At 63.0% G+C, this 25,406-nt stretch carries 24 protein-coding genes and 3 pseudogenes; 16 read left to right on the top strand and 11 right to left on the bottom strand.

From position 1 onward, the window contains the following. Positions 1–121: pseudogene (locus tag AACX99_RS21420) on the top strand (IS1595 family transposase); the annotation flags it as partial. A gap of 33 nt (positions 122–154) precedes the next feature. Here the strand turns inward: AACX99_RS21420 and AACX99_RS21415 are convergent. After that, a pseudogene (locus AACX99_RS21415) lies at positions 155–331 on the bottom strand (tyrosine-type recombinase/integrase); the annotation flags it as partial. A 732-nt stretch (positions 332–1,063) separates the two neighbouring features. Here AACX99_RS21415 and AACX99_RS21410 point away from each other — a divergent pair. The 10 genes from AACX99_RS21410 to AACX99_RS21365 all read left to right on the top strand — a co-directional run bounded on the left by AACX99_RS21410 (position 1,064) and on the right by AACX99_RS21365 (position 13,609). Further along, on the top strand, positions 1,064–2,395 hold the full coding sequence (locus AACX99_RS21410) for a 3-dehydroquinate synthase II (protein ID WP_339414443.1): 1,332 nt from the start codon (positions 1,064–1,066) through the stop codon (positions 2,393–2,395). A gap of 8 nt (positions 2,396–2,403) precedes the next feature. Then, the gene (locus tag AACX99_RS21405; RefSeq protein WP_339414442.1) at positions 2,404–3,201 is read left to right on the top strand and encodes a class I fructose-bisphosphate aldolase; all 798 of its coding nucleotides are present in this window, start codon (positions 2,404–2,406) and stop codon (positions 3,199–3,201) included. A 161-nt stretch (positions 3,202–3,362) separates the two neighbouring features. After that, positions 3,363–5,693: an AMP-binding protein gene (locus AACX99_RS21400; RefSeq protein WP_339414441.1), complete on the top strand. Its 2,331-nt coding sequence runs from the start codon at positions 3,363–3,365 to the stop codon at positions 5,691–5,693. A 29-nt stretch (positions 5,694–5,722) separates the two neighbouring features. Next, positions 5,723–6,436, top strand: a complete 714-nt coding sequence (locus AACX99_RS21395) for a class I SAM-dependent methyltransferase (protein ID WP_339414440.1) — start codon at positions 5,723–5,725, stop codon at positions 6,434–6,436. 20 nt (positions 6,437–6,456) lie between these two features. Beyond that, on the top strand, positions 6,457–8,187 hold the full coding sequence (locus tag AACX99_RS21390; protein WP_339414439.1) for an FAD-dependent monooxygenase: 1,731 nt from the start codon (positions 6,457–6,459) through the stop codon (positions 8,185–8,187). Between the two features lie 30 nt (positions 8,188–8,217). Next, the gene (locus tag AACX99_RS21385; RefSeq protein WP_339414438.1) at positions 8,218–8,946 is read left to right on the top strand and encodes a cupin domain-containing protein; all 729 of its coding nucleotides are present in this window, start codon (positions 8,218–8,220) and stop codon (positions 8,944–8,946) included. Between the two features lie 34 nt (positions 8,947–8,980). Continuing rightward, a complete protein-coding gene (locus AACX99_RS21380) occupies positions 8,981–9,745 on the top strand; it encodes an SDR family oxidoreductase (protein ID WP_339414437.1) in 765 nt (254 codons plus the stop codon). A 69-nt stretch (positions 9,746–9,814) separates the two neighbouring features. Continuing rightward, positions 9,815–11,524 carry a GMC family oxidoreductase gene (locus AACX99_RS21375; RefSeq protein WP_339414436.1) on the top strand — a complete coding sequence of 570 codons (1,710 nt, stop codon included), beginning with the start codon at positions 9,815–9,817 and terminating at the stop codon, positions 11,522–11,524. 60 nt (positions 11,525–11,584) lie between these two features. Further along, positions 11,585–12,331 carry an SDR family NAD(P)-dependent oxidoreductase gene (locus AACX99_RS21370; protein ID WP_339414435.1) on the top strand — a complete coding sequence of 249 codons (747 nt, stop codon included), beginning with the start codon at positions 11,585–11,587 and terminating at the stop codon, positions 12,329–12,331. Between the two features lie 27 nt (positions 12,332–12,358). Then, complete coding sequence (locus AACX99_RS21365) at positions 12,359–13,609, top strand: acyltransferase family protein (RefSeq protein WP_339414434.1); 1,251 nt, start codon at positions 12,359–12,361, stop codon at positions 13,607–13,609. Between the two features lie 91 nt (positions 13,610–13,700). Here the strand turns inward: AACX99_RS21365 and AACX99_RS21360 are convergent, their stop codons facing one another. From AACX99_RS21360 to AACX99_RS21325, 8 genes are all read right to left on the bottom strand, one after another. Further along, positions 13,701–13,991 (bottom strand): Ada metal-binding domain-containing protein, encoded by a 291-nt coding sequence (locus AACX99_RS21360; protein ID WP_339414433.1) that lies wholly within the window; start codon positions 13,989–13,991, stop codon positions 13,701–13,703. Next, positions 13,981–14,505 carry a 2OG-Fe(II) oxygenase gene (locus tag AACX99_RS21355; RefSeq protein WP_339414432.1) on the bottom strand — a complete coding sequence of 175 codons (525 nt, stop codon included), beginning with the start codon at positions 14,503–14,505 and terminating at the stop codon, positions 13,981–13,983. The genes AACX99_RS21360 and AACX99_RS21355 overlap by 11 nt, the downstream gene beginning before the upstream one ends. Positions 14,506–14,629: 124 nt before the next feature. Then, the gene (gene ada / locus AACX99_RS21350; RefSeq protein WP_339414431.1) at positions 14,630–15,733 is read right to left on the bottom strand and encodes a bifunctional DNA-binding transcriptional regulator/O6-methylguanine-DNA methyltransferase Ada; all 1,104 of its coding nucleotides are present in this window, start codon (positions 15,731–15,733) and stop codon (positions 14,630–14,632) included. 82 nt (positions 15,734–15,815) lie between these two features. Next, positions 15,816–16,433 (bottom strand): DNA-3-methyladenine glycosylase family protein, encoded by a 618-nt coding sequence (locus tag AACX99_RS21345; RefSeq protein ID WP_339414444.1) that lies wholly within the window; start codon positions 16,431–16,433, stop codon positions 15,816–15,818. 162 nt (positions 16,434–16,595) lie between these two features. Continuing rightward, positions 16,596–17,243, bottom strand: a complete 648-nt coding sequence (gene alkB, locus AACX99_RS21340) for a DNA oxidative demethylase AlkB (RefSeq protein WP_339414430.1) — start codon at positions 17,241–17,243, stop codon at positions 16,596–16,598. Positions 17,244–17,253: 10 nt separating this feature from the next. Then, the gene (locus AACX99_RS21335; protein WP_339414428.1) at positions 17,254–18,006 is read right to left on the bottom strand and encodes a 2OG-Fe(II) oxygenase; all 753 of its coding nucleotides are present in this window, start codon (positions 18,004–18,006) and stop codon (positions 17,254–17,256) included. Beyond that, positions 18,003–18,989, bottom strand: coding sequence for a LysR family transcriptional regulator (locus AACX99_RS21330; RefSeq protein WP_339414427.1), 987 nt, complete (start codon positions 18,987–18,989; stop codon positions 18,003–18,005). The genes AACX99_RS21335 and AACX99_RS21330 overlap by 4 nt, the downstream gene beginning before the upstream one ends. A gap of 599 nt (positions 18,990–19,588) precedes the next feature. Further along, positions 19,589–20,482, bottom strand: coding sequence for a LysR family transcriptional regulator (locus tag AACX99_RS21325; protein WP_339414426.1), 894 nt, complete (start codon positions 20,480–20,482; stop codon positions 19,589–19,591). Positions 20,483–20,542: 60 nt separating this feature from the next. Between AACX99_RS21325 and AACX99_RS21320 the strand changes: the two genes are divergently transcribed. The 5 genes from AACX99_RS21320 (at position 20,543) to AACX99_RS21300 (ending at position 24,156) form a co-directional block, all read left to right on the top strand. Next, complete coding sequence (locus AACX99_RS21320; protein WP_339414424.1) at positions 20,543–20,917, top strand: cupin domain-containing protein; 375 nt, start codon at positions 20,543–20,545, stop codon at positions 20,915–20,917. A 124-nt stretch (positions 20,918–21,041) separates the two neighbouring features. Further along, entirely contained in the window at positions 21,042–21,653 is a 612-nt protein-coding gene (locus AACX99_RS21315; protein WP_339414423.1) for a hypothetical protein, read from the top strand. A gap of 221 nt (positions 21,654–21,874) precedes the next feature. Then, entirely contained in the window at positions 21,875–22,384 is a 510-nt protein-coding gene (locus AACX99_RS21310) for a ProQ/FinO family protein (protein ID WP_339414422.1), read from the top strand. A 315-nt stretch (positions 22,385–22,699) separates the two neighbouring features. After that, positions 22,700–23,347 carry a DUF6088 family protein gene (locus tag AACX99_RS21305; RefSeq protein WP_339414421.1) on the top strand — a complete coding sequence of 216 codons (648 nt, stop codon included), beginning with the start codon at positions 22,700–22,702 and terminating at the stop codon, positions 23,345–23,347. Then, the gene (locus tag AACX99_RS21300; RefSeq protein ID WP_339414420.1) at positions 23,296–24,156 is read left to right on the top strand and encodes a nucleotidyl transferase AbiEii/AbiGii toxin family protein; all 861 of its coding nucleotides are present in this window, start codon (positions 23,296–23,298) and stop codon (positions 24,154–24,156) included. Before AACX99_RS21305 ends, AACX99_RS21300 begins: the two co-directional genes overlap by 52 nt. A gap of 577 nt (positions 24,157–24,733) precedes the next feature. Here the strand turns inward: AACX99_RS21300 and AACX99_RS21295 are convergent. Together AACX99_RS21295 and AACX99_RS21290 are read right to left on the bottom strand one after the other, a co-directional pair. Next, positions 24,734–24,867, bottom strand: a pseudogene (locus tag AACX99_RS21295) (tyrosine-type recombinase/integrase); the annotation flags it as partial. 95 nt (positions 24,868–24,962) lie between these two features. Continuing rightward, positions 24,963–25,406: hypothetical protein (locus tag AACX99_RS21290; RefSeq protein ID WP_339414419.1), on the bottom strand; the 444-nt coding region annotated here is incomplete at its 5' end.

Below are 25,406 nucleotides of genomic sequence, written 5' to 3'. Positions count from 1 at the left end.
CTACCTCCCGAACTACCTGGGCTGGCGCCGCATGCTTGAACGCTATCAGCAGCGTATTCAGCCCGTTCACTGTATCCAGGAGGCGGTTGGTCGGACCATGCAACACGTAATTGGGACATAGCCTTTTGTGTCAGGGACTTTTGCGGGACTTTTCTCATCCTGCCTTCCTCCTCAGTATTGTCAGCGCCGGCCCACGTGAGTCAGTAGCCGATATTTTGTTTGCTTCATCAATCAGCTTGCCCAGTTCTGCGCCCGAGTAGTGGCTGGTGATGCTGCCGTTCTTGTGGCCTAACAGGGCCTTTCTGTCTTCCTCAGTGACCCCCCGCCCTCGCTCCTCAGTTGTCAGCCCCGAACGTACCCACTGGTCACGCTCCACCTGACGCACCCATTGCCGTGGGGTGTCCCCCTGTACAGCCGACTTTCGGGGATATTGACATGATAGTCATCCACTACCACTCGTACTGATGCTCCAGCACCAGGCGAAGCGCCCGCTCTTTCACTTCCGATGAATATTTAGATGTGCTTTTCATGACTCCATCCTCTCAAGAGTTGGAGCCTCCGGAGATCCCGGGGCGGTTTGGGTGCTCACCGGAGTCGATTTGCCGCAATTACTCACTTTGTAAGTCTGAGAACAGACATTTTTTGTCTGGCAAAATTTGCCGTTATGCCGTTTTTTAGGCCGTTATGTCACTTCGATAGACTGTTTTCGTCGGGTCGTCCCAGGTCAGATTGCGGACTTTTTGTGTCTAGAAAGCTGGCTGTACCTGTTTCGTATGTCATGCAAACCATACGGTCTTTTCTTGTGCTTGGGGCTGGGGGAGAGTGCGCCATGCGTCGAAACGGTCTGGTAGCAAACCACCACCCGACCGTGCGCGCCGAGCCTGCCCAACACAACTCGACCCCATCGGACGCCCAGTGGCTGGACGATGAAAGAGGTTGGACAGCTCAACGGGAGACGGATCGCTCGTTAAGGTTGCGAATCATTGAGCAGTGCGCAAGCGGGTGTCCGGATGCCCTCTATATGACCACGCTTCACAAAGGGTACGCAGCCAGGAGAAGAAACATGATCAATACAAGCTCAGGGGTGAAGGGAAAGGATGTCCAGATCACTAAGGAAGTAGCTGTCCCGCAAGACTTCGAAACGGCAGAAACCATTTCCAGGCGCAGCTCGGTCAGGCTCGCCAACATCCGCAAGTCCAGTGAGTCCAAGCGCACTGCAAACGACAGCCAGTTGGTCTGGTTCGACAGTGCCCAACTGGCCAGCAAGCGCCCCGACGACGGCATCTTCGTCCGCGTCATCAACTCGCTCTACACTGGCATTGTCCTCTACATGGACAACCTCGCCGAACTGCTCCCCGCCGTGCCCTCGCGCATGCACGTGGTGCTGCGTCTGCGCAACGCGGCCGAAATCAAGGCCTTCCGCGAGAGCTCCCCATCCCTGGTGGAGGACTTCCGCAAGGGTGCCGCCGCCCGCAACCGCTCCGTCGCTCTGAGCGACGCCGAGGCTCTGGCCGAACTGGGCCTGGACGGCCTGCTCACCTGCTTCACCAGCTATGTTGATGACCGTGACAGCCTATTGGGCGCCATCGACCAGGGGCTACGCTTCAACTACTTGTGGATTCTCTTCCGCGACCCCACCAACATCCCCTTGGAGCTGGTCATTGCCTCGCTGCAGTCCACCTCCACTGTATTGATGAAGGAGATCAAGGCGTCCACCGACGTTGACGATGCCATCGTCTCCTACGGCGTGATGGAGTACGGCGCCGAAGGGGTGATCTTCTCCCCCCGCGACCATGGCGTGATGAGCGAGTTCCTCGCTCGCATGTCTCAGGCGCAAAGCTACGCCAGCCTCAACATTCAGGTCGGCACCGTTATCGAAAGCCGCCCCGCGGGCATGGGCTACCGCGCTTGCATTGACGCCGCCACCCTGTTCGAGCCCGACGAAGGCATGCTGGTTGGCAGCACCTCCCAAGGCGGCGTGCTCTGCTGCCCCGAGGTCTACTTCCTGCCCTACATGGAGCTGAGGCCATTCCGCGTCAACGCCGGCGCCGTGCACTCCTATGTGTTCAACACCGACAACCGCACCGACTACATGAGCGAGCTCAAGGCCGGCTCGCCGATCATGCTCGTCAACTCCAAGGGGCGCGTGCGTCGGGCCGCCGTCGGCCGCATGAAGATCGAGCAGCGTCCGCTGCGGCTGATCGAGGTCGAGTTCTCCGGCAAGGAACGGGTCAACGTCCTCATGCAGGACGACTGGCACGTCCGCATCTTCTCCGACGCAGCCAAGCCCCTGAACATTTCGGAGCTCAAGCCCGGCGACAAGATCCTCGGCTACGTCACAGAGCCCGGTCGCCATGTTGGCATCAAGATCAACGAAACGATCATCGAGAAATAGAGGCCGCCATGAGCTACGTCAGCAGAGTTCTTAGGGAGCGGCGCTTGCTGTTTCCAGCATCGCGCCGCGGATTGATCGTCCCCATCGACCACGGCCTGACCCTCGGGCCAATCGCCGGCATGACCCAGACCGCCGACTTCGAGAAATGGATCGGCAGCGAGCACATCAGCGCCATCATTGCCCACAAGGGCCTGATCGAACGACTAATCCTGCGTGACATGTTGCATCCGGCCACCGGCGTGATCCTCCACCTCAACGGCATGGCCAGCATCGCCCCCGAGCCCGACACTAAGATTCCCGTCGCAAGTGTCGAGGCGGCGCTGGAACTGGGGGCAGATGCGGTGTCCCTGCAGGTCAACTTTACCGAGCACAACTTCCAGCACAACCTCGCCCAGCTCGGAGCCATGATCGACGCCGCTCACGCCGCCGGCCTTCCCATCCTCACCATGCTCTACGACAAGGCGCGCGGGCTCACCGCTCTGGAGCGCCAGCGGCGCCTCAGCCACTTGGTGCGGGTGGTCGCCGAGCTCGGCTCCGATGCGGTCAAGCTGGCCCTGCCAGAAACCAGCGCCGAATGCGCCGAACTGGTGGAGACCCACCGTCGCGACATTCACATTTTTTTCGCCGGCGGCGAGCGCACCGAAGACGAGCGCCTTCTGGCCATGACCCGCGCCATTCTGGCCAGCGGTGCCTCTGGGCTCTGCGTCGGGCGCAACGTCTTCCAGCACCCTCGGCCCCTCGACCTGCTTCGCCGCCTTGCGGACTGCATCCGGGGCGAAACGGAATACCTCAGCCGCGCCGTGTGAACGGTACACAACCTACGGCTGCCTGGCAGCCGTCAAGGAGAAGGTCAATGGAACACCTCGAAATGCGCGCTGATGGCCGCAACGACTACGTGCTGTCCCCCCTCTGGACGGATCTCTTCCCCGAGGGGCTGCTTGGCCAGCTCAGGGCTAACCCCTTCCTTGTGGCCTGTCGCAACGGCGCGGTCAGCGTCGACCAACTGCGTCACTTCCTCATCCAGCACCATTACTACTCCCAGTACTTCACCCGTTACCTGTGCGCACTCATGGGCAGCCTGGCTGACCAGGGCGAGTTCAAGGCCCTGTCCCACAACCTCACCGAAGAACTCTCCGGCGGCGACAGCGTCGACATCTCGCACGCCGAGCTGTACCGACGTGGCATGGACCTGATGGCCGCCGTCCCGCGCAGCCGCCCCCCGTTGGAGGGCACCCGCCAGCTCATCGACGCCATGTTCCGCCACTGTCGCAGCAGCGACCCGCTGGACGGCCTAGCCGCCCTCTGCCTTGGTGCCGAAGCCATCGTCCCGCTGATCTACGGCCCGGTGCTGGATGCCCTACGTAGTCACAACGCCCCCGCCGAGGCCGAGCACTTCTTCGTCCTGCACATCGAAGAGGACGAAGAGCACGCCATCGTCATGCGCGACATCATTGACCGCATGCTCGGCGAGCGGCCTTACCTGCGCAGCCGGGTAATCGCCATCGGCGAGGAAATGATCCACCTGCGCATGGACATGCTCGCTGAGCTGGTCGGCCAGGGCAGCGGCACCGGTGAGGCCCAGGGCACCCTCACCAGTCCCGAGGCCCTCCAGGCCCTGCGCGCTGACGCCAGCCTCGGCAGCGCCAACTTCCTCGACCGCTGCCTGGCCCTGAGCACCACCGCCGACCAGCCGTTCCTGTTTCTTGATCGGCCGCTGCAGCTCCTGCAGGGCGCCCCGGTCACCGCCCTTGGGCTCAACGATCTGCAGCGCCACCGCATGGCGCTTGCCGATTGGTACCTGCAACAGGGAGTGAAGCCCGGCGATGTGGTGGCAGTGAGCGTCGAGGACGGGCTCATGCCCATGCTCCACTACCTTGCCCTGACCAGCCTCGGCGCTGCCATCTCGCTGATGAACCCGGCAATGCCCGCCGAGTTCGGCCTCGCCTACATGGCCGAGAACGGCTTCGAGCGCCTGGTTACCGACAGCTCCACCCTCGCCACTAGCGCCTTCGCCCGTGAATGGTGCAACCAGGGCCCCCAGTCCGTGCTCGACGTCAGTCTGTCGCGCCTCGACCCAGCCCCAGAGCTGCCCACCTGGTGGCCGCTGGAACCTGAGGACTCAACCCTGGTCATGCTCAGCCACACCTCCGGCACCACCGGGCTGCCCAAGGCAGTGCGCTTCGAACATCGGCAATTTTTCATGGGCAAGCGCGCCCGCATCGGTCGCTTCGCCGAAGGGCCCGACGAGCGCCTGCTTACCGCTCTGCCGCAGTCCCACTCGGCGGCCATCAGCCACCTAGAGACGGCGGTCCTCCACGGCATCCCTACCTACGTGCTGGGCACCCAGGACGGTCATGCCTTGCGCGAAGCCATCCGCCACTTTCAGCCCACCACGGTGGTCGCCTTCCCACGCAGCTACGTGTTGCTGGTTGACGGCGGGATCCGCCCCGGCGAATTCCCCGGCGTGCGCCGCTGGTTCGCCATGGGCGACGCATCCCACCAGAGCCACGTGCGCGCTATCCTCGACGGCGCTCCACAGTCGCGCTTCATCGACGCCTTCGGCAGCTCCGAGTTGGGCATGGCCCTGTTCCGCAGCGAATCCACCCGCGAGGCTCTGGCGGACCAGCGCTCTATCGGCCGCCCGGTAGACATCGCCTTAGCCAAGGTCCTCGATCCCTGCAACGGCGAAGAGGTGAAGCCCGGCGAAGTCGGTCTGCTGGCCGTGCGCTCGCCCACCGTCACATCAGGCTATTGGAAGCAGTCGCAGAAGACCGCCGAAGCCTGGCGCGCCGGCTACTTCCTCACCGGAGACGTCGCCTACTGCCGTGATGGCGAATTCTTCCAGATCGACCGCGCCGTGGACGTCATCGACGCCCGCGACGGCGCCCTCTACACCCTGCTGCTGGAAGAAGCGGCGCAGCAGGTGGAAGGCGTTTGCGACGCCACCGTGGTCGGAGTCGACCCCAGCCACGCCGAGGGCACCCGCGTCCTCGCCTTGGTGCTGCCCGAACGCCAGGCCCTAGACCAGGCAGCAGCAATCGCCCCCCGCGTGCTAACCGCTCTGTACCAGGCCGCCACGCGCAGGGGTGTGCACTTGTCGGAGGGCGAGGTGGCGGTGGCGGTGGTCAGCGACCTCGCCTTTCTCCCCGCCGGTGCCACCGGCAAGATCCTCAAGCGCCGCCTGCGCGGCCTTGCCGAGACCCTCCTGGCCGGCCAGCACGAACAGGCCCTGCTGCACCTGCTGCGCCGCACCCCTGAAGCCGAACACTCGCTGGCCTCCAGCGGAACCGCGCGCTGAGCCCACGCCAACAGAACAAGGACCGTACTATGACCCAGCTCACCTCCCAACCCGATGTCCTCGCGTCGGTGCGCCAGAGGCTCGCCACCGCCCAGGCCGACCAGCAGGACGAATACGAATGCATGGGGCGCCGCTTCGTTGTGCATGGCGGCGTCTTCCCGCCCACCCACTTCCAGTCGACCGGCATTTTCACCCACCACCTACCATATCCCCGGGGCGGACGCTTCTTGGAGATCGGCTGTGGCGCAGGCGTTACTGCCGTCACTGCCGCCCTCGAAGGCTGCGCCTTGGTGGTGGCCAGCGACATTAGCGCTGATGCTGTGGCCAACACCCGCGCCAACGCCCATAGACACGGCGTCGCCGAGCGGATGTTCGTCCGCCAAGGCGACCTGTTCGACGTGCTGGAGGAGGGCGAGCACTTCGACGTCATCTTTTGGAACTCCAACTTCGTCTTCGTCGAAGCCGACCACGTGTTCGACGCCGACATCATGATGGCCTTCTGCGATCCTGGGTATGCCGCCCACCGGAGGTTCCTCGACGAAGCCCCGCGTCATCTCGCACTCGGCGGCATGCTGCTGATGGGTTTTAGCAGCCAGGGCGACGCCCAGGCCCTGGACGTCCTGCTGCGCGAGCACGGTTATGCCTCGCGGGTGATGTCCTCGGTCAGCGGCCAAGGCGACGGCGCGCCGCGCTACGACATCCTCCAGCTCCTGCCGGGTGCCCACGCACCGGCCGAGTCCTGAGCCCTACGGGAGCGATCACCATGCATGACACCCACGACCTCAAGGCCCCGGTGGCCATCGTCGGTGGCGGCCCGGTGGGGATGATGCTCGCCCTGTTCCTGGACCATCACGGCGTGCCTGTGGTGCTGTTCAACAGCGAGCGCACCACCCGCTGGCACCCAAAGGGTAACACCCACAACGCCCGCACCATGGAGCATTACCGGCGGCTCGGGTTGTCCGAAGGCATCCGCCGCCTCGGTTTGCCCGACGACCACCCCCGGGACGTCGCCTACTTCACTCGCCTCAACGGCTGGGAGCTAGCGCGCCTGGATATGCCCTCCGAGCGCCAGCGTCTGCGGGCGACGCATCAGGCACCGGACACCGATCAAGTGCCCGAGCCCCTGTTGCGGGCCAACCAGATGTACGTCGAGCGGTTCCTGCTGGAGCACCTGCGCACCCGCCCCGGCATCCAGCTGCGCTTCGGCTGGCGCGTCGAAGACTTCCAGCAGGATGCTAAGGGCGTCAGCCTCCACGTCATCGACAGCGCCGGGGAGGGCGCCGGCGAGCACTGGCGAGCCGACTACCTAGTGGGCTGCGACGGCGGCCACAGCTTCGTCCGCCGCCGCCTTGGCATCGGCTATATTGGCCCGGACGGCAGTACCGGCGGCTTTCTCAGCGGGCGCATGTTCTCCAGCCACGTGCGCATCCCCGACCTTCACCGGCGCCTGCTACCGGACCGCAAGGCCTGGATGTACAACGTCGTCGCCCCAGAAGGGCGCATGCTGCTGATCAGTCTGGACGGCGCCGACGAGTTCCTGTTCATGACTCAGGCCCGCAGCAGTGAAGAGATGCCCCAGGACGAGGCAGTGATCCGCGCCATCCAGCGCGGTATCGGCGAGCCCGTCGAGGTCAGCGTGTTGGCCCACGCCGTCTGGCACGGTGGCCTGGCCCTAGTGGCCGAGCGCTTCGCCGACCGCCGGGTATTACTCGCGGGCGACGCCACCCACCTGTTTTCGCCTACCGGCGGCTTCGGCATGAACACCGGCATTGACGGCGCCGCCAACCTGGCCTGGAAACTCGCCGCTGCCGTGCAGGGATGGGCCGGCGATGGGCTCTTGGCAACCTATGAGTTGGAGCGGCGCTCGGTCGCTTTACGCAATACCCACGCCGCCCGACTCCTAACCCTGCGCGTCGGGCAGCTGAGCGTGCCCGACGAGGTCGAGGACCCAGGGTCCGCAGGCCAACAGGCGCGTGAGTGTCTGGGCGAAGCGCTGCAGCAATTTCGCGGGCAGTTTGCCTCTCTAGGCGTCGAGTTGGGCGCCCGCTACGACGGCTCGCCGATCCTCTGGCCGGACGACGGCACGCCCCCCGAGGACGACCCGCTGCTCTACCGCCCCAGTACCTTGCCGGGCGGGCGCCTGCCGCACCTGTGGATCGGCGATGGCAGCACCGGCCGACACTCGGTGTTCGACCGGCTGGGCGTCGGCTTCACCCTCTTGCGCAATGGCCCGCAGGCCCCCGAGGCCACGCGCCTGGAGGACGCGGCCCGTGCCCGTGGTATTCCCCTGGAGGTGGTCGACCTGCCGGCCACCGCCTTCACATTCTACGCAGTGCAGCTGCTGCTGGTCCGGCCCGACCAGCACATCGGCTGGCGCGGCGACGCCCTGCCGGAGGATGCCGGCGCGTTGCTGGACTGCCTCGTCGGGCAGGGGGTGGCTGGCATCCAGGCCCCCGGCCCGGTGCTGGGCTGCGTATTCAGTGCAGTGGGCTGATCGACAAACTGATGGCATCAAGGAGGCGACATGAGTGTATTGGCAAGTGAACGGATACGGGACCAGGTCCTTGAGGTGAATGGGCTGGAGTCCGAGTACGCGGACGACGCCCAGGAGAACGCAGCGGCCTTCGCCCTGATCGAGGACGACCCCAACCCGCAGGTGGTCAACGGCGAGCCCGAAGGGGCCTCCATCCGATTCGTGAAGACTGGCGAGACCACCCGTGGCCGCTATCTCATGGCCAAGGTGGAAATCCCCCCGGGCTCAGGCCCGCCGCTGCATGTGCACACCCGTACGGACGAGTGGTTCTATGCCCCCGACGGCGGTGTGGTGATGTTCATGGGCACCCGCACCTACATCGATCTGGACAACCCGCCGGACGCGTCCGGACGCGACACCATCCGCATGATCCCGATGAAGAAGGGCGCCATGGTGTTCGGCCGGCGCAACCACATCCACGGCTTCGTCAACATCACCGACAAGACCGTAATGATGTGGCTGGTGTGGACCCCCGACACCCCCGAGGTGACCCTCAAGGACTACTTCGAAGCCATCGCCAAGCCGATCCTCCCCGGCGTGCGCGGTGCCCGCAACAACCCCATCGTCCAGCTCAAGGCCGTCAGCGAAGCGCGCGACTACGGAATGATGTTCAGCACCGACTTCTGGCAGTACGCCGAGAAGGTGGAGGAGGGCGAGCCGCCCTTCGGCAAGAACCTGGACGGACTGATCCGGCTCTTCGAGTCCGGTAAACGGGACTGATCCCTCAACACGACATGGAAGAAAAGGTGAACGCATGAAAACTCTGGTGAACAAGACCGCGATCGTCACCGGTGCCAGCTCCGGCATCGGCTACGAGACCGCCAAGCTCTTCGCGGCCCAAGGCGCCAAGGTGGTGGTCGTGGGCCGCCGCGCCGACTGCTTAGACCGCCTGCTGGGCGAGATCGATGCCCTGGGCGGCAAGGCCCTGATGCTGGTGGGCGACGTCAAGGAAGAGGCCTGCGCCCGCGAGGCTGTGGCCCTGGCTGTGGGCCAGTTCGGCGGCCTGGACATCGCCTTCAACAACGCCGGCAGCATGGGCGCCCTGGGCAGCGTGACCGACATCAGCCTGGAGGGCTGGCACGACACCCTCGACACCAACCTCACCGGCGCCTTCCTCGGCGCACGCCACCAGATCCCCGAGCTGCTAAAACGTCCTGGCAGCTCGCTGATTTTTACCTCCTCCTTCGTCGGCCACAGCATCGGCTTCCCCGGCATGGCCGCCTACGCCGCCAGCAAGGCCGGCCTGGTGGGCCTGACCCGTACTCTGGCCGCCGAATACGGCGCCCAGGGACTGCGGGTCAACGTGCTGATGCCCGGTGGCACCGATACCGAAATGGGCCGCGCCGCCGCCTCCACGGCGGAGCAGAAGGCCTTTGTCGAAAGCATCCATGCCCTCAAGCGCATGGCCCGCCCGGAGGAGATCGCCCAATCGGCGCTGTACCTCGCCTCCGATGCCTCCAGCTTCGTCACCGGCACCACGCTGTTCGTGGAAGGCGGCGTGACCATCACCCGCACCTGAGGCCACTCGGCCGATCTGGGCGCCGCGACCGCGGCGCCCGTCCTCCATCGCAATGGAATCCGCATCGACATGAAGACGCACAACGACATGCCCGGCGTTGCAGGCGAAGAAGCGACGGCCGATTTCGGCGCCTCCGGGCGACGGGACTTCCTCACCCGCCTGATGGCCCTGGGAGCCGGCGCCGCCGGCATGGGGCTGCTGCCCGCCGCCGCCCTGGCCGCCGCTGACGAACGCCGCCCCAGCCACCGCCGGGACTACGACTACATCATCGTCGGCGCCGGGTCCGCCGGTTGCCTGCTGGCCGACCGGCTCTCCGCCACCGGCGCCTCGGTGCTGCTGTTGGAGGCCGGCAGCCACCGCATCGACCAACCCAAGGTCCGCGAGGTTGCGCTGTGGCTGCAGAACCTCGGCAGTGACACCGATTGGGCCCGCACCAGCACCCCGCAGCCGCAGTTGGACCAACGTGCCCAGAACCTAGCTGCCGGGCGTATCGTCGGGGGCTCCGGCAGCATCAACGCGATGATCTGGTTGCGGGGTGATCCCCGCGATCTGCAGCGCTGGCAGCACCTGGTCGGCGCGCCCTGGACGGTGGCGGCGCTGCAGCGTGCCTACCTGGACATGGCGCAGCCCGTGGGCAGCCCCGCCGGCCACGGCGCGCCCCGCATCCGCCTCGGACGCTTCGCCGGGGAGCATCCGCTGACCGCCGCGTACCTCGCGGCCAGCAGTGCCACCGGGCTCGGCGTACAGACCCTCAACGACGGGCTGCCGCTGGAAGGCGCCGGCATCACCGAGGTTAACGCCAACGCTGAGGGCTACCGGATCGGCCCGGCCCAAGCGTTCCTGGTCCCGGCGCTGGCCCGGCCCAACCTCAGCGTGTTGAGCGAGGCGCTGATCACCAACCTGATCCTCCGGGGCTCGCGCTGCGAAGGCGTGCGGGTGCTGGTGGACAACCGCCTGATGTCGGTCCGCGCGCGCCGCGAGACGATCCTCTGCGCCGGTGCCTGCGAGTCACCCAAGCTGCTCATGCTCTCCGGCATCGGTCCGCAGCGGGCCCTGCGCGAGCAGGGCATCCCGGTGCGGCTGCACCTGCCGGCCGTGGGGCAGAACCTGCAGGACCACCTGCTGCTCAGCCTGCAGTACCGCTCGCGTCTGGCCATCCCGCCGCAGGTCTCCAACGGTGTGGCGACCATGGCCTACTATCACCACGGCAGTGGCCAGCAGGCGCCGGACATCCAGGTGGCCGGCATGCAGTACCCCTTCGGCCCGGTGCCCCTGCCCAGCGGCAGTTCCTACACCGTCATTCCCTTCCTCGCCAAGCCGCGCAGTCGGGGGCAAGTACGTCTGGTCAGCAGAGACCCGCGCGAATCCCTGCTGATCGACCCCAACTACTTGGGCGAGTCCATCGACCGCAACATCATGGTGGCTGCCCTGGACCATGGTCTTGCCATCGGCGCGGGGGTCACCGACTACTTCGGTGGGTTCTACCCCAGCGACCCGCTGGACACCCCTTCGCAAAAGCTCGCCTTCATCGCTCGCTACGCCGGGCCCGGCCTGCACTACACCGGCACCTGCAGCGCCGGGCGCGACCCGCGCAGCAGTGTGGTGGACGGGCGCTTCCGGGTCTGGGGCGTGTCCGGACTTCGGGTTGTGGACGCCTCGGTCATCCCCGAGATACCGACGGTGAACATCCACGCCTCGGTGCTCACCGTGGCTCAGTTGGCCGCGCAGGTACTGGTGGCCGAGCAGCGCATCGGACACCGCCTTGCCGAGCCCGCCTGAACTTCATACCACCCGGGGTGCACACGCCTGCGCCCCTGAGCTGAACCAAGGAGATCTATCATGCAGCATTCCCTGCTTTCCAAGAGCGCCCTAGTCACCGGGGCCTCCCGTGGCATCGGCAAGGCCACCGCCCTGGCCTTGGGGGCCGCCGGCGCCCATGTGCTGGTGCACTGCCACCGGGGCGTGGAGGAGGCCCGTGCCGTAGCGGCCGAGATCCACGAACGAGGCGGCCGCGCCGACGTGCTGGTGGCGGACCTGGCCAGCGTCGACGGGCCACGCATCCTCGCCGCCGAGGTCGGCGAGCGGGTCCGCCGGCTCGACGTGCTGGTGGCCTGCGCTGGCATCGCCCAGACGGCCCGCCTGGAGGACACTCGCGTGGAGGACTTCGATCGGCTGTTCGCGGTCAACGTGCGGGGGCCGTTCTTCCTAGTCCAGCAACTGCTGCCGCTGATGGGGGAGGGCAGCAGCGTGGTGATGGTGTCGTCCCTCGGGGCGCGCTCGGCGGTGGGCGAGATCCCGGCCTACGCCGCCACGAAGGGTGCACTAGACACACTGGTGCTGCACTTCGCCCAGGCCCTCGGTGAGCAAGGCATACGCGTCAACGGGCTGGCCCCGGGGGTTGTGGACACCGAAATGTCCAGCTTCGTGCGCAGCGACGAGGGGCGCGACTTCGTGCTTGGCATTCAGGCCCTGAAGCGCGTCGCACAGCCCGAGGACATTGCTGATGTTGCGTTGTTTCTGGCCTCCGACGCCTCGCGCTGGATCACCGGCGACATCCTCAGCGTCGACGGTGGCACCAAACTCTGACCGCTAGCCGCCTCCGGGGGTAGACCCATGAACATGAAGACCGAAGTGCCCGCCGCCGGCCTCGCCGCCCAGGGCAGCCCGTCGAGGAACCTCGAACTCGACCGCCTGCGCGCCATCGCCGTGCTGCTGACCTTCTACGTCCACCTGTACCAGGTGTTCTACCCCTGGACCTTCACCATGCAATACCCCAAGCCCGAGTCGGTGGCGGACCTGTTTGGCAACGCCTGGGGCGGGGTCGATCTGTTCTTCGTCATCTCCGGCTACATCATCTCGCGCACCCTGCTGGAACAACTGGACGGGCTGCGCAGTGGCCTGCACCGGGCGGCCTGCATCAAGGCGTTCTACGTGCGCCGGGTGTTCCGCATCCTACCGGTGGCCTGGGTAGTGGTGGCACTGGTGATGGCCTGCAGCCTGTTCTTCAATCAGGGCCAGTACTTCGCCCCGCCGGTGTACAACGCCCAGGCGGCGCTGAGCATCTTCACCTACACGTTCAACTTCTGGCTGCCGGACAACAAGATCGCCGGCGGGGTGCCGCTGGCGCCGTACTGGAGCCTGTCGGTAGAGGAGCAGTTCTACCTGTTCTACCCGCTTTTTCTGATCCTGCTGAAGAGCACCCACGCGCGGGTGCTGGCGCTAGTGGGGGCACTGCTGCTGGTGAGCCTGGTGCTGCGGCCCTTCAGCCTGTCCGACCCGATGAAGGTGTTCTTCTTCACCCAAACCCGTTGCGACGGGCTGATCTACGGCTGCCTGCTGTACCTGGCCACCACCCAACCCTGGTTCGCCGCCCTGCGTGTGCGGGCCGGCCGTCATCGCTACGCCGGTGCGCTGCTGGCCACGGTGCTAGCGTTGGTGCTGGCCAGCGTCACGGCCATCGGCTTCGGCAACGTACTGGCGGTGCCGGTGGTCTGCGCACTGTCCCTAGCGCTGGTGTTCATGGCGGTGTGCGAGGGCGGCCTGCTGGTATTCCCGCAGCCGCTGCAGGCACTGCTGGATTACCTGGGCAAGCGCTCCTACACCCTGTACCTGGTGCACATCCCGATGTTCTTCCTGACCCTGGAGCTGATGCACCGCTACACCCGCAGCGAAGGCATAGCCATCACCGACGCGCTCTGGCCGCAGTACACGGCGCTGATGCTGGTGCTGGTGTTCGGCGCCACCGAACTGATTCACCGTATCGTGGAGCGACCGATGATCGCCCTGGGTAAGCGCATCGCCGATCGCAGCCGCACCGCCGATGCCGCCACACCTCAGACCCTGGCACCCACTCCGACGCCCTAGAGCCCCGAGCCGACCCGTGTAAGAGCGAGCTCTGCTCGCGAACGGTTGCCCGGGCTACGAACGTATGACCGCTGGTGGGCTGAAGTCCACCCTACGGGTGATACCCCAACTCACCGGCCTGCCATGTCCGGTACCTCTCGGGCATGCACACGGCACAGGGCCGGTAGCCGGCGCTCAAGGCCGTGGCTTCGTCGAGGAAGAACACCCGTTGTGCCACGTAGCCGCCGCGGGCCAGGGCTTGCAGGGCACTGCGGCAATCCAGGCGGCCGTAGAGGCGGTTGCGGCGGTGCCCGCCGAGGGTGCCGGGCACAGGGCTGAGGCAGGGGCGGCCGTCGGCGCCGATCAGGCGCCAGGCCTTGGGTTCGCCCGTTTCAGTTGTCATGCCTGCCCTGGAAGCTCACTTCCAGGCCGACCCGCACGCCGCTGCGCACCCGGCCGATGCCGTGGCGCAACTGGGCACCGTAGAGCTGCCCTTGGCTGTTGCGCAGCGGCCGGCGCTGACTGCACAGCAGCACGCCGTCACCGCGTGACAGCGGCACCACCCAGAGCCGCGACTGCATGCGAGGCCGTTGCTCGGTGAGCACCAGCTCACCGCCGCTGAAGTCCTGCGGGTCGGAGAGCAGCACCAGCAGCCGTACCGGTAGCAGCTCCGGGTCGTCCACGCCCGGGAGCAGGGGCATGAAGTCGTCGGCGCCGAGGTGGGTCAGGTGGGCGCAGTGCACCTGGCCGTTCGGGGCGTGCAGGTTGGGCTGGCCGAAGGCCTGGCACCAGCGGTTGGCGATGGAGGCGAGTGGGGCGTGAAGGGCATCCCATTGGCCGTGGGACAGGTCGGCGCGTACGCCCTTACCACGCCCCAGGGAGATGGTTTCCAAGCGCTCCCGGGGGGGCTTGTCCAAGCACTCGCCCAACCGGCGCGCGGCCTCCGTGTCTAGCAAACCGGGCAACGGCGCGTGGCCGTGCTCGTCGAGGGCCCGTTCGATGGCGGTCCAGTCTTCCGGCAGGTTCAGAGCGTAGGCTGTTTCAGGCATGGGCCGCACTCGTCGGGTGGATGGCCTGACTTTCCCTCTGCAGCAGTTCGCGCTTGCGCTCGACGCCCCAGCGGTAGCCGGAAAGGTCACCGTTGCGGCGCACCACCCGGTGGCAAGGAATGGCTACGGCGATGTGGTTGGCGCCGCAGGCCTGGGCCACGGCCCGCACGGCCTTGGACGCGCCGATGCGTTCGGCGATCTCGGTGTAGCTGGCTGTGACCCCCGGCGGGATTTCCCGCAGGGCCTGCCAGACCCGTTGCTGAAAGGCGGTGCCGCGCACATCCAGGGGCAGGTCGAGGCCAAGCGACGGAGCCTCGACGAAGCCCACCACCTGGGCCACCAGGCGCTCGAAGTCTGCGTCGCCGCCCACCATCTGGGCCTTGGGAAATTGGTCCTGCAGGTTGCGCACCAGGGTATCAGGGTCGTCCCCCAGAAAGATGGCGCAGACCCCCCGCTGGCTCTGGGCGACGAGGATGGAACCAAGAGAGCAATGGCCGACGGCGAAGTGGATCGAGGCACCAGTGCCGCCGTCGCGGTATTCGCTGGCGCGCATGCCCAGCAACTGGTCGGCAGTCTCGTAGAAGCGACTGTTGGAGTTGAAGCCTGCGCCGTAGATGGCGTCGGTCACCGTGGTGCCGTGCTCGCTCAGTTCCCGGCGCAGGCGCCGGGCGCGGTAGGCCGAAGCGTAGGCCTTGGGAGTGAGCCCGGTCTCGTTTTTGAACAGCCGGTGGAAGTGCGAGGGACTCATGCCCGCGCACTCTGCCAGCTGATTCAGGTTGGACGGCGTGTCGGCGGTCTCGATGGCGCGGCAGGCCTCGGCGATCACGACGGCGCGGTGGGCCGCGGCAGCGGTGCGGTCGCTCACCTGGCGGCGGCTGGCGCGGTAGCCGGCGGCTTCGGCGGCCTCGGGGGTATCGAAAAATTCGACGTTGCGACGATTGGGCAGGCGCGCGGAGGAGCTGGGGCGGCAGTAGACGCCTGTGGTCCGTACGGCGTACACAAACTGGCCGTCGGCAGCGAGGTCGCGCTCGAGGACGGCGGCCCAGCGCTGGTCTTCCGTGAGGTAGCGCAGGGCGGTGGGAAGGGTTTTGCTCATGGCATTCATCCCAAAGGGTCTATTGACGGTCGAAGGCTAACAGAGTCGGTGCGGCCGTAAACTCCGGTTCTTGCGGTCGAACTCATGGGCTTGGCGGCATCCTCCAGAGGTACCAGGCGGCAACAGTGCGCCAGGGGCTCCAGGCCTGCCCGAACTGACGCATCAGGGCTGCGCTTGGGGTCTCTTCCAGACCCTTGAGACGGCGGTAGCCCTCGCGCACGCCGAAGTCGTCGCCGGGGAGGATGTCGCGGCGCTCCAGGGAATAGATCAGGAACATTTCCACCGTCCAGCGCCCGACGCCGCGCAGGGGTATGAGGCGCGCCATCAGGGCGTCGTCGTTCAAGGCCATTGCTACTTCGCGGCCGGGTACCTGACCGTCCAGGGTGGCCTGGGCGATGCCAAAAAGGGTCTGCAGCTTGCGCGCGGAGAAGCCGCAGCCGCGCAGCCGCTCCGGTTCGGTGATCAGCAGTTCGGCTGGGGTGGGGAAGCGTCCGCCGGGATAGAGCGCCATCAGCCGGGCGAGGATAGCATCGCCCGCCCGGGCGTGAAGCTGCTGGTAGGCCACGGCGCGGATCAAGGCTTCGTAGGGTTCGCGCTGGGGATGGGGCTGGTGCCGGCAGGGGCCGACAACCTCAATGTGTCGCGCCCAGTCGGGGTCCTGGGCAGCGAGGAAGCGACTGGCGTCGGCGAAGCCCGGCACGTCCTCCCAAACCTTTCGCTGGAAGGACGTGCCGTCGGGCACCAGTACCTGGAGCTTGGCCTGTTCCGTCGGGTCGCAGGCCGTTAGAGATTCGCCGGTGTGCGCGGTGGGAAGGTCGGTGAGATCGGACACGCAATGGCTCTCGTGGGTGATGGGGCGGTGTCAGTCGGCACGGCGGAAGGTGAAGTTCAGACGTTGCTCGCCTAGGGTCGGGTGTGGAGGGCCCTTGAGCGGCGCAACGCCGTGGTAGCGCAGCCGGTCTTGGCCGCCCCAGACGGCGACATCGCCGTGGTGCAGGAGGAAGCGCCGGACCGGGTCGCTGCGGCGCAGCCCGCCGAAGAGGAAGGTGGCGCTCATACCCAGGGAGACGGAGACCACGGGGGCGTCGAAGCCGCGTTCGTTGCGGTCCTGGTGCAGACTCAGGCGAGTGCCGGGTTGGTAGCGGTTGAGCAGGCAGGCGTCGGCTTCGAAGCCCGCGAAACCGGCGGCGTCGGCGGCCTGGCAGGCCAACTGGCGAAAACATTCCGGCATGGCGGGCCAGGGCGCGCCGCTGTTCGGGTCGGTGGTGCTGTAGCGGTAGCCTCGGCGGTCTGTGGTCCAGCCCAAGGCGCCGCAGTTGGTCAGTGCGACGGACATGCGGAAGCCTCCGGGGGTGAGCATGTGGCGGAAGGGCGCCTGGGCCTGCAGGGCGAAAATCTGGCGCAGCAGGTCGTCGGCCTGGTCCAGGGCGAAGCCGCGCAGGATCACGGCCTGCTCGGCCATGGATTCGCGCTGGTCACTGCCGTGGGTGGCGAAGAGGTCTGGGGTCATGCGCGCTCCTTCAGGTGGCGTCATGGAAAATCAGGCCGAGGGTGCGACGCTGGCCGCTGTGCACCAAGCTGACGCCGTGGCGCATGGCTGCGCGGCGAAAGCCGCTGCGTTTGCCGGGCACGGGGCGTAGGTTCACCGGAAAGATCACCGCGTCGCCCTGGCGCAGGGGCACCACTTCGGCACGCTGGGCGCCGGCCAGATGCTCGGTGAGCGCGAACTCCCCACCGGTGAAGTCGCGCCCGGGTTCGGAGAGCAGGACGGCGGCCTGCAGCGGAAAGTTGTGCTCGCCGTAGAGGTCTTGGTGCATGCAGTTGTAGTCGCCCGGTCCATAGCGCAACAGCAGCGGCGTGGGGCGGGTCTGCCCAGCGCGGTGGCAGCGCATGAGGAAGGCGTCCAGGGCCTCGGGGTAGCGGGTCTCCAGGCCGAGGCGCGCTTGCCAGCGATTGGCGATCCGCGCCAGCGGCGGGAACAGTCGATGGCGCAGCGTTGCGAGCAGGGTGGGCAGGGGGTATGCGAAGTACTTGTACTCGCCCTGGCCGAAGTTGTGCCGGGCCATGACGACGCGCGAGCGGAACGCTCCATCGTTCGAGTAGAGGCCGGCCAGGACGGCGCAGGTGTCGGCGTCCAGCAACCGTTCGATGCAGGCATGGCCGTGGTGCTCCAGTTGTTGTTCCAGCTGGGACCAATCTAGGGCGTCGAGCCGATCGAGAAGGGCTGTGTGGGAGACGTCCGGCACGGCCGGGCAGAAAAAGACGGTGCTCATAATACGGACAGACTGACGTTGGTCTGGGGTAAGTCTATGGGGCGCAGGCTGTCGAACAAGCCTTGGGGGCTTGCGTTCTCAGTGCGCTGGCAGGTCTGTTCGATCCACCCGAGGAAGCGCGACAGGTGGGCACTGGGCTCGCCCGTCGGGCGCAGCAGGTAGGTGGTCAGTTCGGCGTAGGGCAGCGAAAGGGGGCGGGTGACGATCTCGCCGCCGGCCAGGTCGCTGTGCTCGGTGGCGCTCACCAGCGCCACACCATAGCCGGCGGTGACCAAGGCCTGCATGGTATCGCGGGAGATGTACTGTTCGGCGATGTTGATTCTGGCGACCTCCTCTTCGTTGAGGTAGGAGCGCAGCAGCCGGCTGATCTGCTGGAACTGCCCTTCGTGGACTTCACTGTGGCTGAGGATGAGCGGGTAGCGGACCAGCTCCTGCAGCGGGATGCCCCGGTGCGATAGCAGCGGGTGTCGGGCCGGCATGGCGGCGACCAGCGGGTCGCTCCAGACAGGCTGGGCCTGCAGGCCGCTGCTGGCGGCGTCGATGCGGGCGAAGCCGAGGTCGTAATGGCGTTCGAGCAGCCCCTTCACCTGCTGGGCGTAGCTGACCTCGAACAGGCGGATACTCAGTTCCGGCTCCTCCTGCCGACAGCGGGCTAGCAGGTCGGCTAGGCGTTTCGGGGCGATGCCGTCGGACACGGCGATGCGCAAGGTGCCGCGAAAACCCAGGACGACGCCGCGCATGTCCATACGGGCCTGCTCCAGGGCGGCTAAGATGCGCTTGGCGCTATCGAGGAACACGCTACCTGCCCAGGTGAGCTGCGCGCCACGGGAGTTGCGTTCGAACAGCTGGATGCAGAGCTCGGATTCCAGCTCCTTGATGGCCCGGGACAGCGGGGATTGCTCGATATGTAGGCGGGCGGCGGCGCGGGTGAAGTTCGATTCCTCTGCCACAGCGAGAAAATAGCGAAGATGGCGTAGCTCCATGTGGTTTCTTCTCCTGTCCGTCATCGGCTCTGTGTTTTTCTAGGCTGGCGGTGGGACGTTTTTCCAAGTCACTACCCATGAAAGGTCACGCCGAGGCCAGGCGCTGCTTGTGGCGCACGTGCCGGCGCGTTTCACTATCGGGGGGCAGTGGAGCTTTGGCACTCCGTTTATTGCGCTTGAATTCGTGGGCGGGGATTGCCGGGCGTTGAGCACTAAGGATATTTCCACCAAACGGGAGAAGTTCAGCCGGAATTTGCGCTATCTGGACAAGCATTCCGCAAAGACGCTATTGGCAGCTTACGGAATGCGAATGGCCTCAACTGAGCGTACGTGATTGACGAGAGAGTTTGTTGAATAGCGCAGCGCAAAGACCTGAATGCCCGGGCTTTTGTAGGCACCCTGTGACCGCTTTTGCCCGATAGCAATCCGTAACAAGAGCGCCTTCTAAAAAATACCGATTTCTCTAGGGTCGATGAGAAGCGATGATGGCTATCAAGGTCTGACTTTAACGGTGACTACACAGCCTGTTTTTCTGAAACGCTCTGTTCAGGTGGGATCGATTCAAATGCAATTACTGCGGCGCTGAGTAATCGCTCGCTCTAAAGATAATGTCGGCGAATAACCTCTGCCATACCTAATGCCCCCTCACCAGCGGTTTTTGAGATGTGAAGTTCGATTGCAAAGTCCGGTAACGAAGGCAATCCGATATTCTCTTCTAGTATTCGAAAACCATCCGGCACGAGCGAGTGAAGCCAAGGCGTCAATGCGAGACCGCTCTGCACAGTCGCAAGGGTTGTGTCGACCGAGGCATTTTCGAATATCACACGCCAACTGATGTCTGCCTCCCCAAGCAGAGAAAATACCGTGTGGCGAAAGGTGCACGTTGGGGTTACGAAACATAATGGCAATGGCCTACGGGCAAACAAGTCATCTGAATTAGCTATCCAAACCAATCGCTCCAGCGAAAGGCGCTCACCCATTCCCTCGCACTCAGGGCACTGACGGATAGTCAAATCAATTAGTCCTTTGGAAAAGTCATTCATCAGGTCAACCGATGAACCGGACACAACTATTACCTCAACGTTTTCAGTTTGCTGGGAAAAGGTTTTTAGAACAGGAGCAAAATGTGAGCCTGCCATGTCATAAGGTATACCTACCCTTACAGTTTCATTGATCATCGGGCCAGACATCGCCCCGCAAACGCTATCGTTTAGATCAAGAAGCTGCCGCGCTCTGGGCAAGAAATCTACCCCACGGTTTGTTAGCCGCGCTCCACGCGGGTCTCGTTCCAGAAGCTGACAACCGAAAAAACTTTCTAGCCGCTTCACCTGCTGGCTTATGCCTCCTTGTGTCAGATGCAGTTGGCGTGCGGCGCCGCTGATGCTGCCCGTCTGGGCGACGGCGACGAAAGCGCGAAGAAGAACAAGATCGATGGTCCGAGATGGAGACATGCAAATGGCCATTACAGTTGCTAATAGCTCCAGTATAAACATTCGATATGCTGCATCACGCGGTCAACATAAAGTGAGCCTACTTTTTATGGAGCCTTCCTCATGATCATTAGCGGGAACAGCACGAACATTGAGGCAGCCTTAGCCAAGGTCACTCAGTATTGGTCACCCCAGGTAGTTGGCCAGGTCAACGACCAGTACATCAAGGTGGCGAAGCTCAAAGGCGAGCTGATGTGGCATTCTCATGCCGATGAGGATGAGATGTTTATGGTGGTGTATGGTGTGCTCAAAATTCAGCTAGAGGACAAGGACATCATCCTTCGGTCTGGCGAATTTTGCGTGATTCCCAAGGGCATCCGACACAACCCCGTGGCTTCTGAAGAATGCGGAATCGTCTTGATTGAAACCGTGACCACACTCCATACGGGGGATGAGGTCAGCGCTCGAACCGTACCTATCGAGATGCAACTGGGTTAAGAGTGAATCACCCCTGATTATGTAGTCATTCGATAACAGCTTTTAGCCGTCAGAAGCTTATCAACGCCTCCCGCTCAGAGCATCGCATCCTAATACAACTAAATTATTATTCGAGCACCGACAGATGTTATCCGCACAACAGGCCAGCGCTATCGCCCTCGACTTCCATAAAGGCTCGATCAGGGACGGCCGTCCGGAGCAATTTGTCATTCAGTCTTGCGAGCTTTCCGCGAATGGCGATTACTGGGTAATTCGCTGCAATACCGAGGACTGTGTAGTGCATGGAAAGACAGAATATTGCTACGTCGGCGTCAATGCCCATCTGGTCGAGGTCAGAAGCGGTGCGCTTGAGACGGTGGCTAGCTGCTTCAGCGTTGAGGAGTATCTGCAAGACAAGGATGACCTTCATGCTGCAGTGGGCAACAGTTATGTATTGGGGCCGTCATTTTCTAGTGAGAACAAAGCGGCGGTGATCAACCTGCGACATAAACTAGCGTGCTCCTACCAGGACAGTCTTGCCCTTCTGTCGGGGGCTGGCAGACAGTGGCTTACAGGAAAACGCAGGTACCTTGAGGATGTACAGCGATTACTCACCATCGAAGGCATCGCGACAGACATCGAGCTACAGGTACACCCGAAAGACGCTATTACTATCGGGCCGGAAACCTGGCACATCGATGCGGTACTGAAGGCAATTCACAGAAGTCGACTCCACCCAGGCGAATCAGATTACTAGCGGTGAGCGCCGTCAATTTTTTCCGCTTTAGGCTTATACGTTCAGCCGAAAGCTGCGTTGGCGAGAGGCCGCTTCTGGCCGGTTGTAGCCTGTCCAAGGAATACCTCCCGACCAAAAGAAGTCTTTATCCTTGATCATGCCGACCCTTGATTAAGCTGTGTCAAAAGGCTGCATGGGATAACCTTGCACCACATTTCAACCATGAAGCTGCGAACTGAACAATGGGTTTTGAACAACTAGCTGAGTTACGCGACCGTCTGCGGGCCGAAAAAGTGCAGGTAAAACCTGAGAATACGAAGCTGCCTAAGCGGAAGCCTTCTCCGCAGGCGAAGCTCCGCGAGCAAGATCCTGCAGTAGAAGCGATCTGGCTATTGCAGAAGCACTTTCCATTGGCCTTTCCTGTCAGTCCCGCCCCCAAAGTTCCGCTTAAGGAAGGCATTCTCAAAGATGCTGAGCAGCACCTGGAGCTGCTCGGAATAACCAGCGAACAACTCAAACTGGGCATCGCTACCTGGTGCCGAGGAAGTCGATACTGGGCAAGCATGACGGAGAATGCGCCACGCTTGGACTTAAGCGGCCAGGCAGTTGGCATTGTGACGGCGGCTCAGGCTCTGCATGCGAAACATCAGGCTACGCGGCAGCGCGGACAAGCTCGACGGAATCAGGCAAAGCCGAAAGCGCTTATAGAGGACAAGGCTGTCGAGACCGCTGTGGAAGAGATCGTGGATTAAGGGATCACTCGCGCTCGGCATCGGGTCGCTCAATCACCTACCCGGCGGGCAAAGGTTGTCCGCTCCGCCTTTTACAGTTTTCGAACTCGTTAAATGCGCTTGTGCCGGCGAATCAGTGCTTAAAGCCGAGGCTGATGGTTTTCACGCCGCAGCGTGAATCTTGGCGTTATGCTCATCAAGCATGGCGCTCGTCTGAAAACTGGCCAAAATTTTTCAGCATCAGTCGCATGGCTGGAAGTCATGATTAATAAGGCTTATAGTCGGTTTATGTGTCAGAAACTGTCCACTATTTTTCTGACGTGCTTGGAGCCAGCCATGTCTGTCGCAGAGTCTATATCGAACCGTATCAAACACATGCCTAAAGGTAAGCCCTTTGCTGGCGCGGTTTTCGCGAAGGCTGGCTCTCGCGCATCGGTAGATAAGGCGCTGTCTCGGATGGTGCATAGCGGCTCCTTGGAACGCGTTGCTCGCGGCGTCTACATGCGCCCCAAGCTGAGCGAGTACACAGGTAGAAAGGTTCGAGCTAACCCGATTGCGGTTATGGAAGCGGTCGCCAGGGCAAGAGGCGAGACTATCCAAGTCCATGGCGCGGAAGCTGTTCGCCGGCTGGGGCTCAGCACGCAGATGCAGGTTCTACCGACTTACTACACCAGCGGATCGACGCGTGAAATTAAGATTGGCAACGCGGTGGTGCGGTTACGACATGCGTCCCGACAACGTCTCCAGCAGGCTGGCACGAAGGTTGGCATGGCACTCATTGCCATGCTTTACCTTGGTAAAGAGGGGCTGACAGAGCATGCGGCTCGAAAGATTGCCTGCTCCCTCAGCTTCGAGGAACTTAATAAGCTCATGGCGTGCAAGATGCCTGAGTGGATGCGGTCGGCATTGGCCGGGACCGCTAAGGAATATGCGTGCCAAAGTCGTACTTCGAACTCCCCCAGGTTGGTCAACGCGAAATCCTAGATGAGGCTTTCAGCGAGACTGGTCGCTCGCCCAGCGTCATCGAGAAGGATATTTGGTTGACGCTGGTTCTTCAGCTTTTGTTTGCTATGCCCGGTCGAAAGGCCATGGCTTTTAAGGGAGGCACGAGCCTTTCAAAAGTACATGGCGTAATCAAGCGCTTCTCCGAGGACGTGGACATTACTGTGGATTTCAGGGGGCTGGGCTGCGAGCACAGCGTTCCTGAGCTGCTAGAACTGTCCGGTGCTAAGCGCCGAAAGGTAAGCGATGCCCTCATTGCAGAGGTGGGCAGGTACACTCGTGAGACTGTATTGCCCTATCTGAGTAGCCAGCTTCACAGCTACGGATGTGCATCGCAATGCCAACTGTCTGTGAGCGATGACGGTGAGTCGATACATGTTTACTACCCGGCCGTGGCTACCGATGCAAAGGGGTATTTGCGTGATCACGTCCTAGTGGAGTTCGGAGGTCGAAATATCATCGATCCGAACGAGGTTCACTCCATCCAGCCAGATATTGCCGACCTATTCGAAAGCATTGAATTTCCAAAGGCCGAGCAGGTAGTGGTTCTCTCGCCGGCCAGGACCTTCTGGGAGAAGGTCACGCTGATTCATGCGCAGTGCAACAAGCCAATTTCAGAAGGCAAGGATCGTATCTCACGCCACTGGTATGACCTATTCATGTTGTTACAGCATGACGTGGGTGTGGTCGCGAAGAACGATCTCGAATTACTCGATGACGTGATAGCGCTCAAGTCCGTCTTCTACAACAGCGGCACATCACACTATGGAGGTGCGTTGCTGGTGAGCTGAACCTGATTCTCGATGGCGAAAACTTAGCCCGGCTGGAGAACGACTATTCCGCAATGGAGCGCTCAGGCATGTTGAACGGACATTTCTATCCGCTGAGTAGCATCATGGATGATCTCACCGCGCTCCAAAATCATGTCAACCAGCTGGCGCTGAGCCGGAAGGTGGCCGTCTAGGGTCGCGTGGTGGTGAAGCCGGCAGCTGATCCGCTTGGGTGGTATAGCTCATGGTTTGGTGTGGGCTTCTGGGCGCTAGGCATAATCCCAGCCCTTGCCCTTCTTATATAGAGTTGCAAAGGGCGGTCACGATATGAGTGGGCGTGCGGGGCGGGTGAGGAGGGCGTAGAGGTCCAAAATGCTTCAGGGACTTTTGCGGGGAAACGTTGAAAATCGTTAGATTGTGTTGGGCATCGGTTGCAGCGAGCGCCCTAGATGATGTTTAAGTAGTCAGTCGTTTGCCGCTAGTCCGCCTGCATGGGGTGCTAGGGGTCGAGTGTTCGAATCACTCCGTCCCGACCATATAATTCAAGCATTAGAGCCTGGTCAGTGATGGCCAGGCTTTTTTGTGTCAGGGACTTTTTTCATCCTGCCTTCCTCCTCAGTATTGTCAGCGCCGCCCCGCGTGAGTAGGTAGCCGATAACTTGTTGGTTTCATCAATCAGCTTACCCAGTTTTGCTAGTGGCTAGTGATACTGTCGTTCTTGTGGCCTAACAGGGTCGCTCCTATATATAAGGTAGGTGCTGTGCACGTCTGCCAAGCTGGCAAGAAAGCGTTTGCGCGTATCACGCTCAAGCTCGGGTCGTGATGCGTTAGGTGTGGTTGGTTCGACAAAGCCGTTGAGGCGTCAGCTTCAACGGCTTTGTCGTTTCTGCAGGCGGTGCGGTTTCGGGGCTGGCGACCTGGGTATAGGTGGCTATTGAAACAAAAGCACAACAATCGATTGACCTGTGTTTCATTGTCCCTATAATGCGCAGCTCTTCAGGCGTGTGCAGCTCTTTAAACCTCTTATAAAACAAGAGGTTATATTTAAAGGAGGGGTTGCAAAGCAGCGAAAGCTGCGTAGAATGTGCCGGGCTGACAGGGTGGTGGTTTAGTTCTGTTGGTGCTTCGGTCGAGATGGTCGAAAGCGGTAAAAGAGGCGGTTGACAGCGATTTGAAACGCTGTAGAATTCGCCTCCCGCTGACGAGAAGCTAGGTGTTGATCGAAAGCGCAAGTGGTTGAGATTGAAAAGAAATTTTCGAAATCGCTTGAC

This window comes from Pseudomonas sp. EA_35y_Pfl2_R5, from assembly GCF_963970805.1.
Classification (GTDB): Bacteria; Pseudomonadota; Gammaproteobacteria; order Pseudomonadales; family Pseudomonadaceae; genus Aquipseudomonas.
The sequence above is the reverse complement of the archived record's forward strand: the minus strand, read 5'-3'. Positions and strand labels throughout refer to the sequence as shown.

Coding starts and splice junctions, on each gene's coding strand:
- AACX99_RS21310 (WP_339414422.1), top strand. CDS start 21,875: ATGGGTTTTGAACAACTAGCTGAGTTACGCGACCGTCTGCGGGCCGAA.
- AACX99_RS21360 (WP_339414433.1), bottom strand. CDS start 13,991: ATGACAACTGAAACGGGCGAACCCAAGGCCTGGCGCCTGATCGGCGCC.
- AACX99_RS21385 (WP_339414438.1), top strand. CDS start 8,218: ATGAGTGTATTGGCAAGTGAACGGATACGGGACCAGGTCCTTGAGGTG.
- AACX99_RS21395 (WP_339414440.1), top strand. CDS start 5,723: ATGACCCAGCTCACCTCCCAACCCGATGTCCTCGCGTCGGTGCGCCAG.
- AACX99_RS21325 (WP_339414426.1), bottom strand. CDS start 20,482: ATGTTTATACTGGAGCTATTAGCAACTGTAATGGCCATTTGCATGTCT.
- AACX99_RS21410 (WP_339414443.1), top strand. CDS start 1,064: ATGATCAATACAAGCTCAGGGGTGAAGGGAAAGGATGTCCAGATCACT.
- AACX99_RS21365 (WP_339414434.1), top strand. CDS start 12,359: ATGAACATGAAGACCGAAGTGCCCGCCGCCGGCCTCGCCGCCCAGGGC.
- AACX99_RS21370 (WP_339414435.1), top strand. CDS start 11,585: ATGCAGCATTCCCTGCTTTCCAAGAGCGCCCTAGTCACCGGGGCCTCC.
- AACX99_RS21380 (WP_339414437.1), top strand. CDS start 8,981: ATGAAAACTCTGGTGAACAAGACCGCGATCGTCACCGGTGCCAGCTCC.
- AACX99_RS21405 (WP_339414442.1), top strand. CDS start 2,404: ATGAGCTACGTCAGCAGAGTTCTTAGGGAGCGGCGCTTGCTGTTTCCA.
- AACX99_RS21375 (WP_339414436.1), top strand. CDS start 9,815: ATGAAGACGCACAACGACATGCCCGGCGTTGCAGGCGAAGAAGCGACG.
- AACX99_RS21305 (WP_339414421.1), top strand. CDS start 22,700: ATGTCTGTCGCAGAGTCTATATCGAACCGTATCAAACACATGCCTAAA.
- ada (WP_339414431.1), bottom strand. CDS start 15,733: ATGAGCAAAACCCTTCCCACCGCCCTGCGCTACCTCACGGAAGACCAG.
- AACX99_RS21390 (WP_339414439.1), top strand. CDS start 6,457: ATGCATGACACCCACGACCTCAAGGCCCCGGTGGCCATCGTCGGTGGC.
- alkB (WP_339414430.1), bottom strand. CDS start 17,243: ATGACCCCAGACCTCTTCGCCACCCACGGCAGTGACCAGCGCGAATCC.
- AACX99_RS21320 (WP_339414424.1), top strand. CDS start 20,543: ATGATCATTAGCGGGAACAGCACGAACATTGAGGCAGCCTTAGCCAAG.
- AACX99_RS21315 (WP_339414423.1), top strand. CDS start 21,042: ATGTTATCCGCACAACAGGCCAGCGCTATCGCCCTCGACTTCCATAAA.
- AACX99_RS21335 (WP_339414428.1), bottom strand. CDS start 18,006: ATGAGCACCGTCTTTTTCTGCCCGGCCGTGCCGGACGTCTCCCACACA.
- AACX99_RS21330 (WP_339414427.1), bottom strand. CDS start 18,989: ATGGAGCTACGCCATCTTCGCTATTTTCTCGCTGTGGCAGAGGAATCG.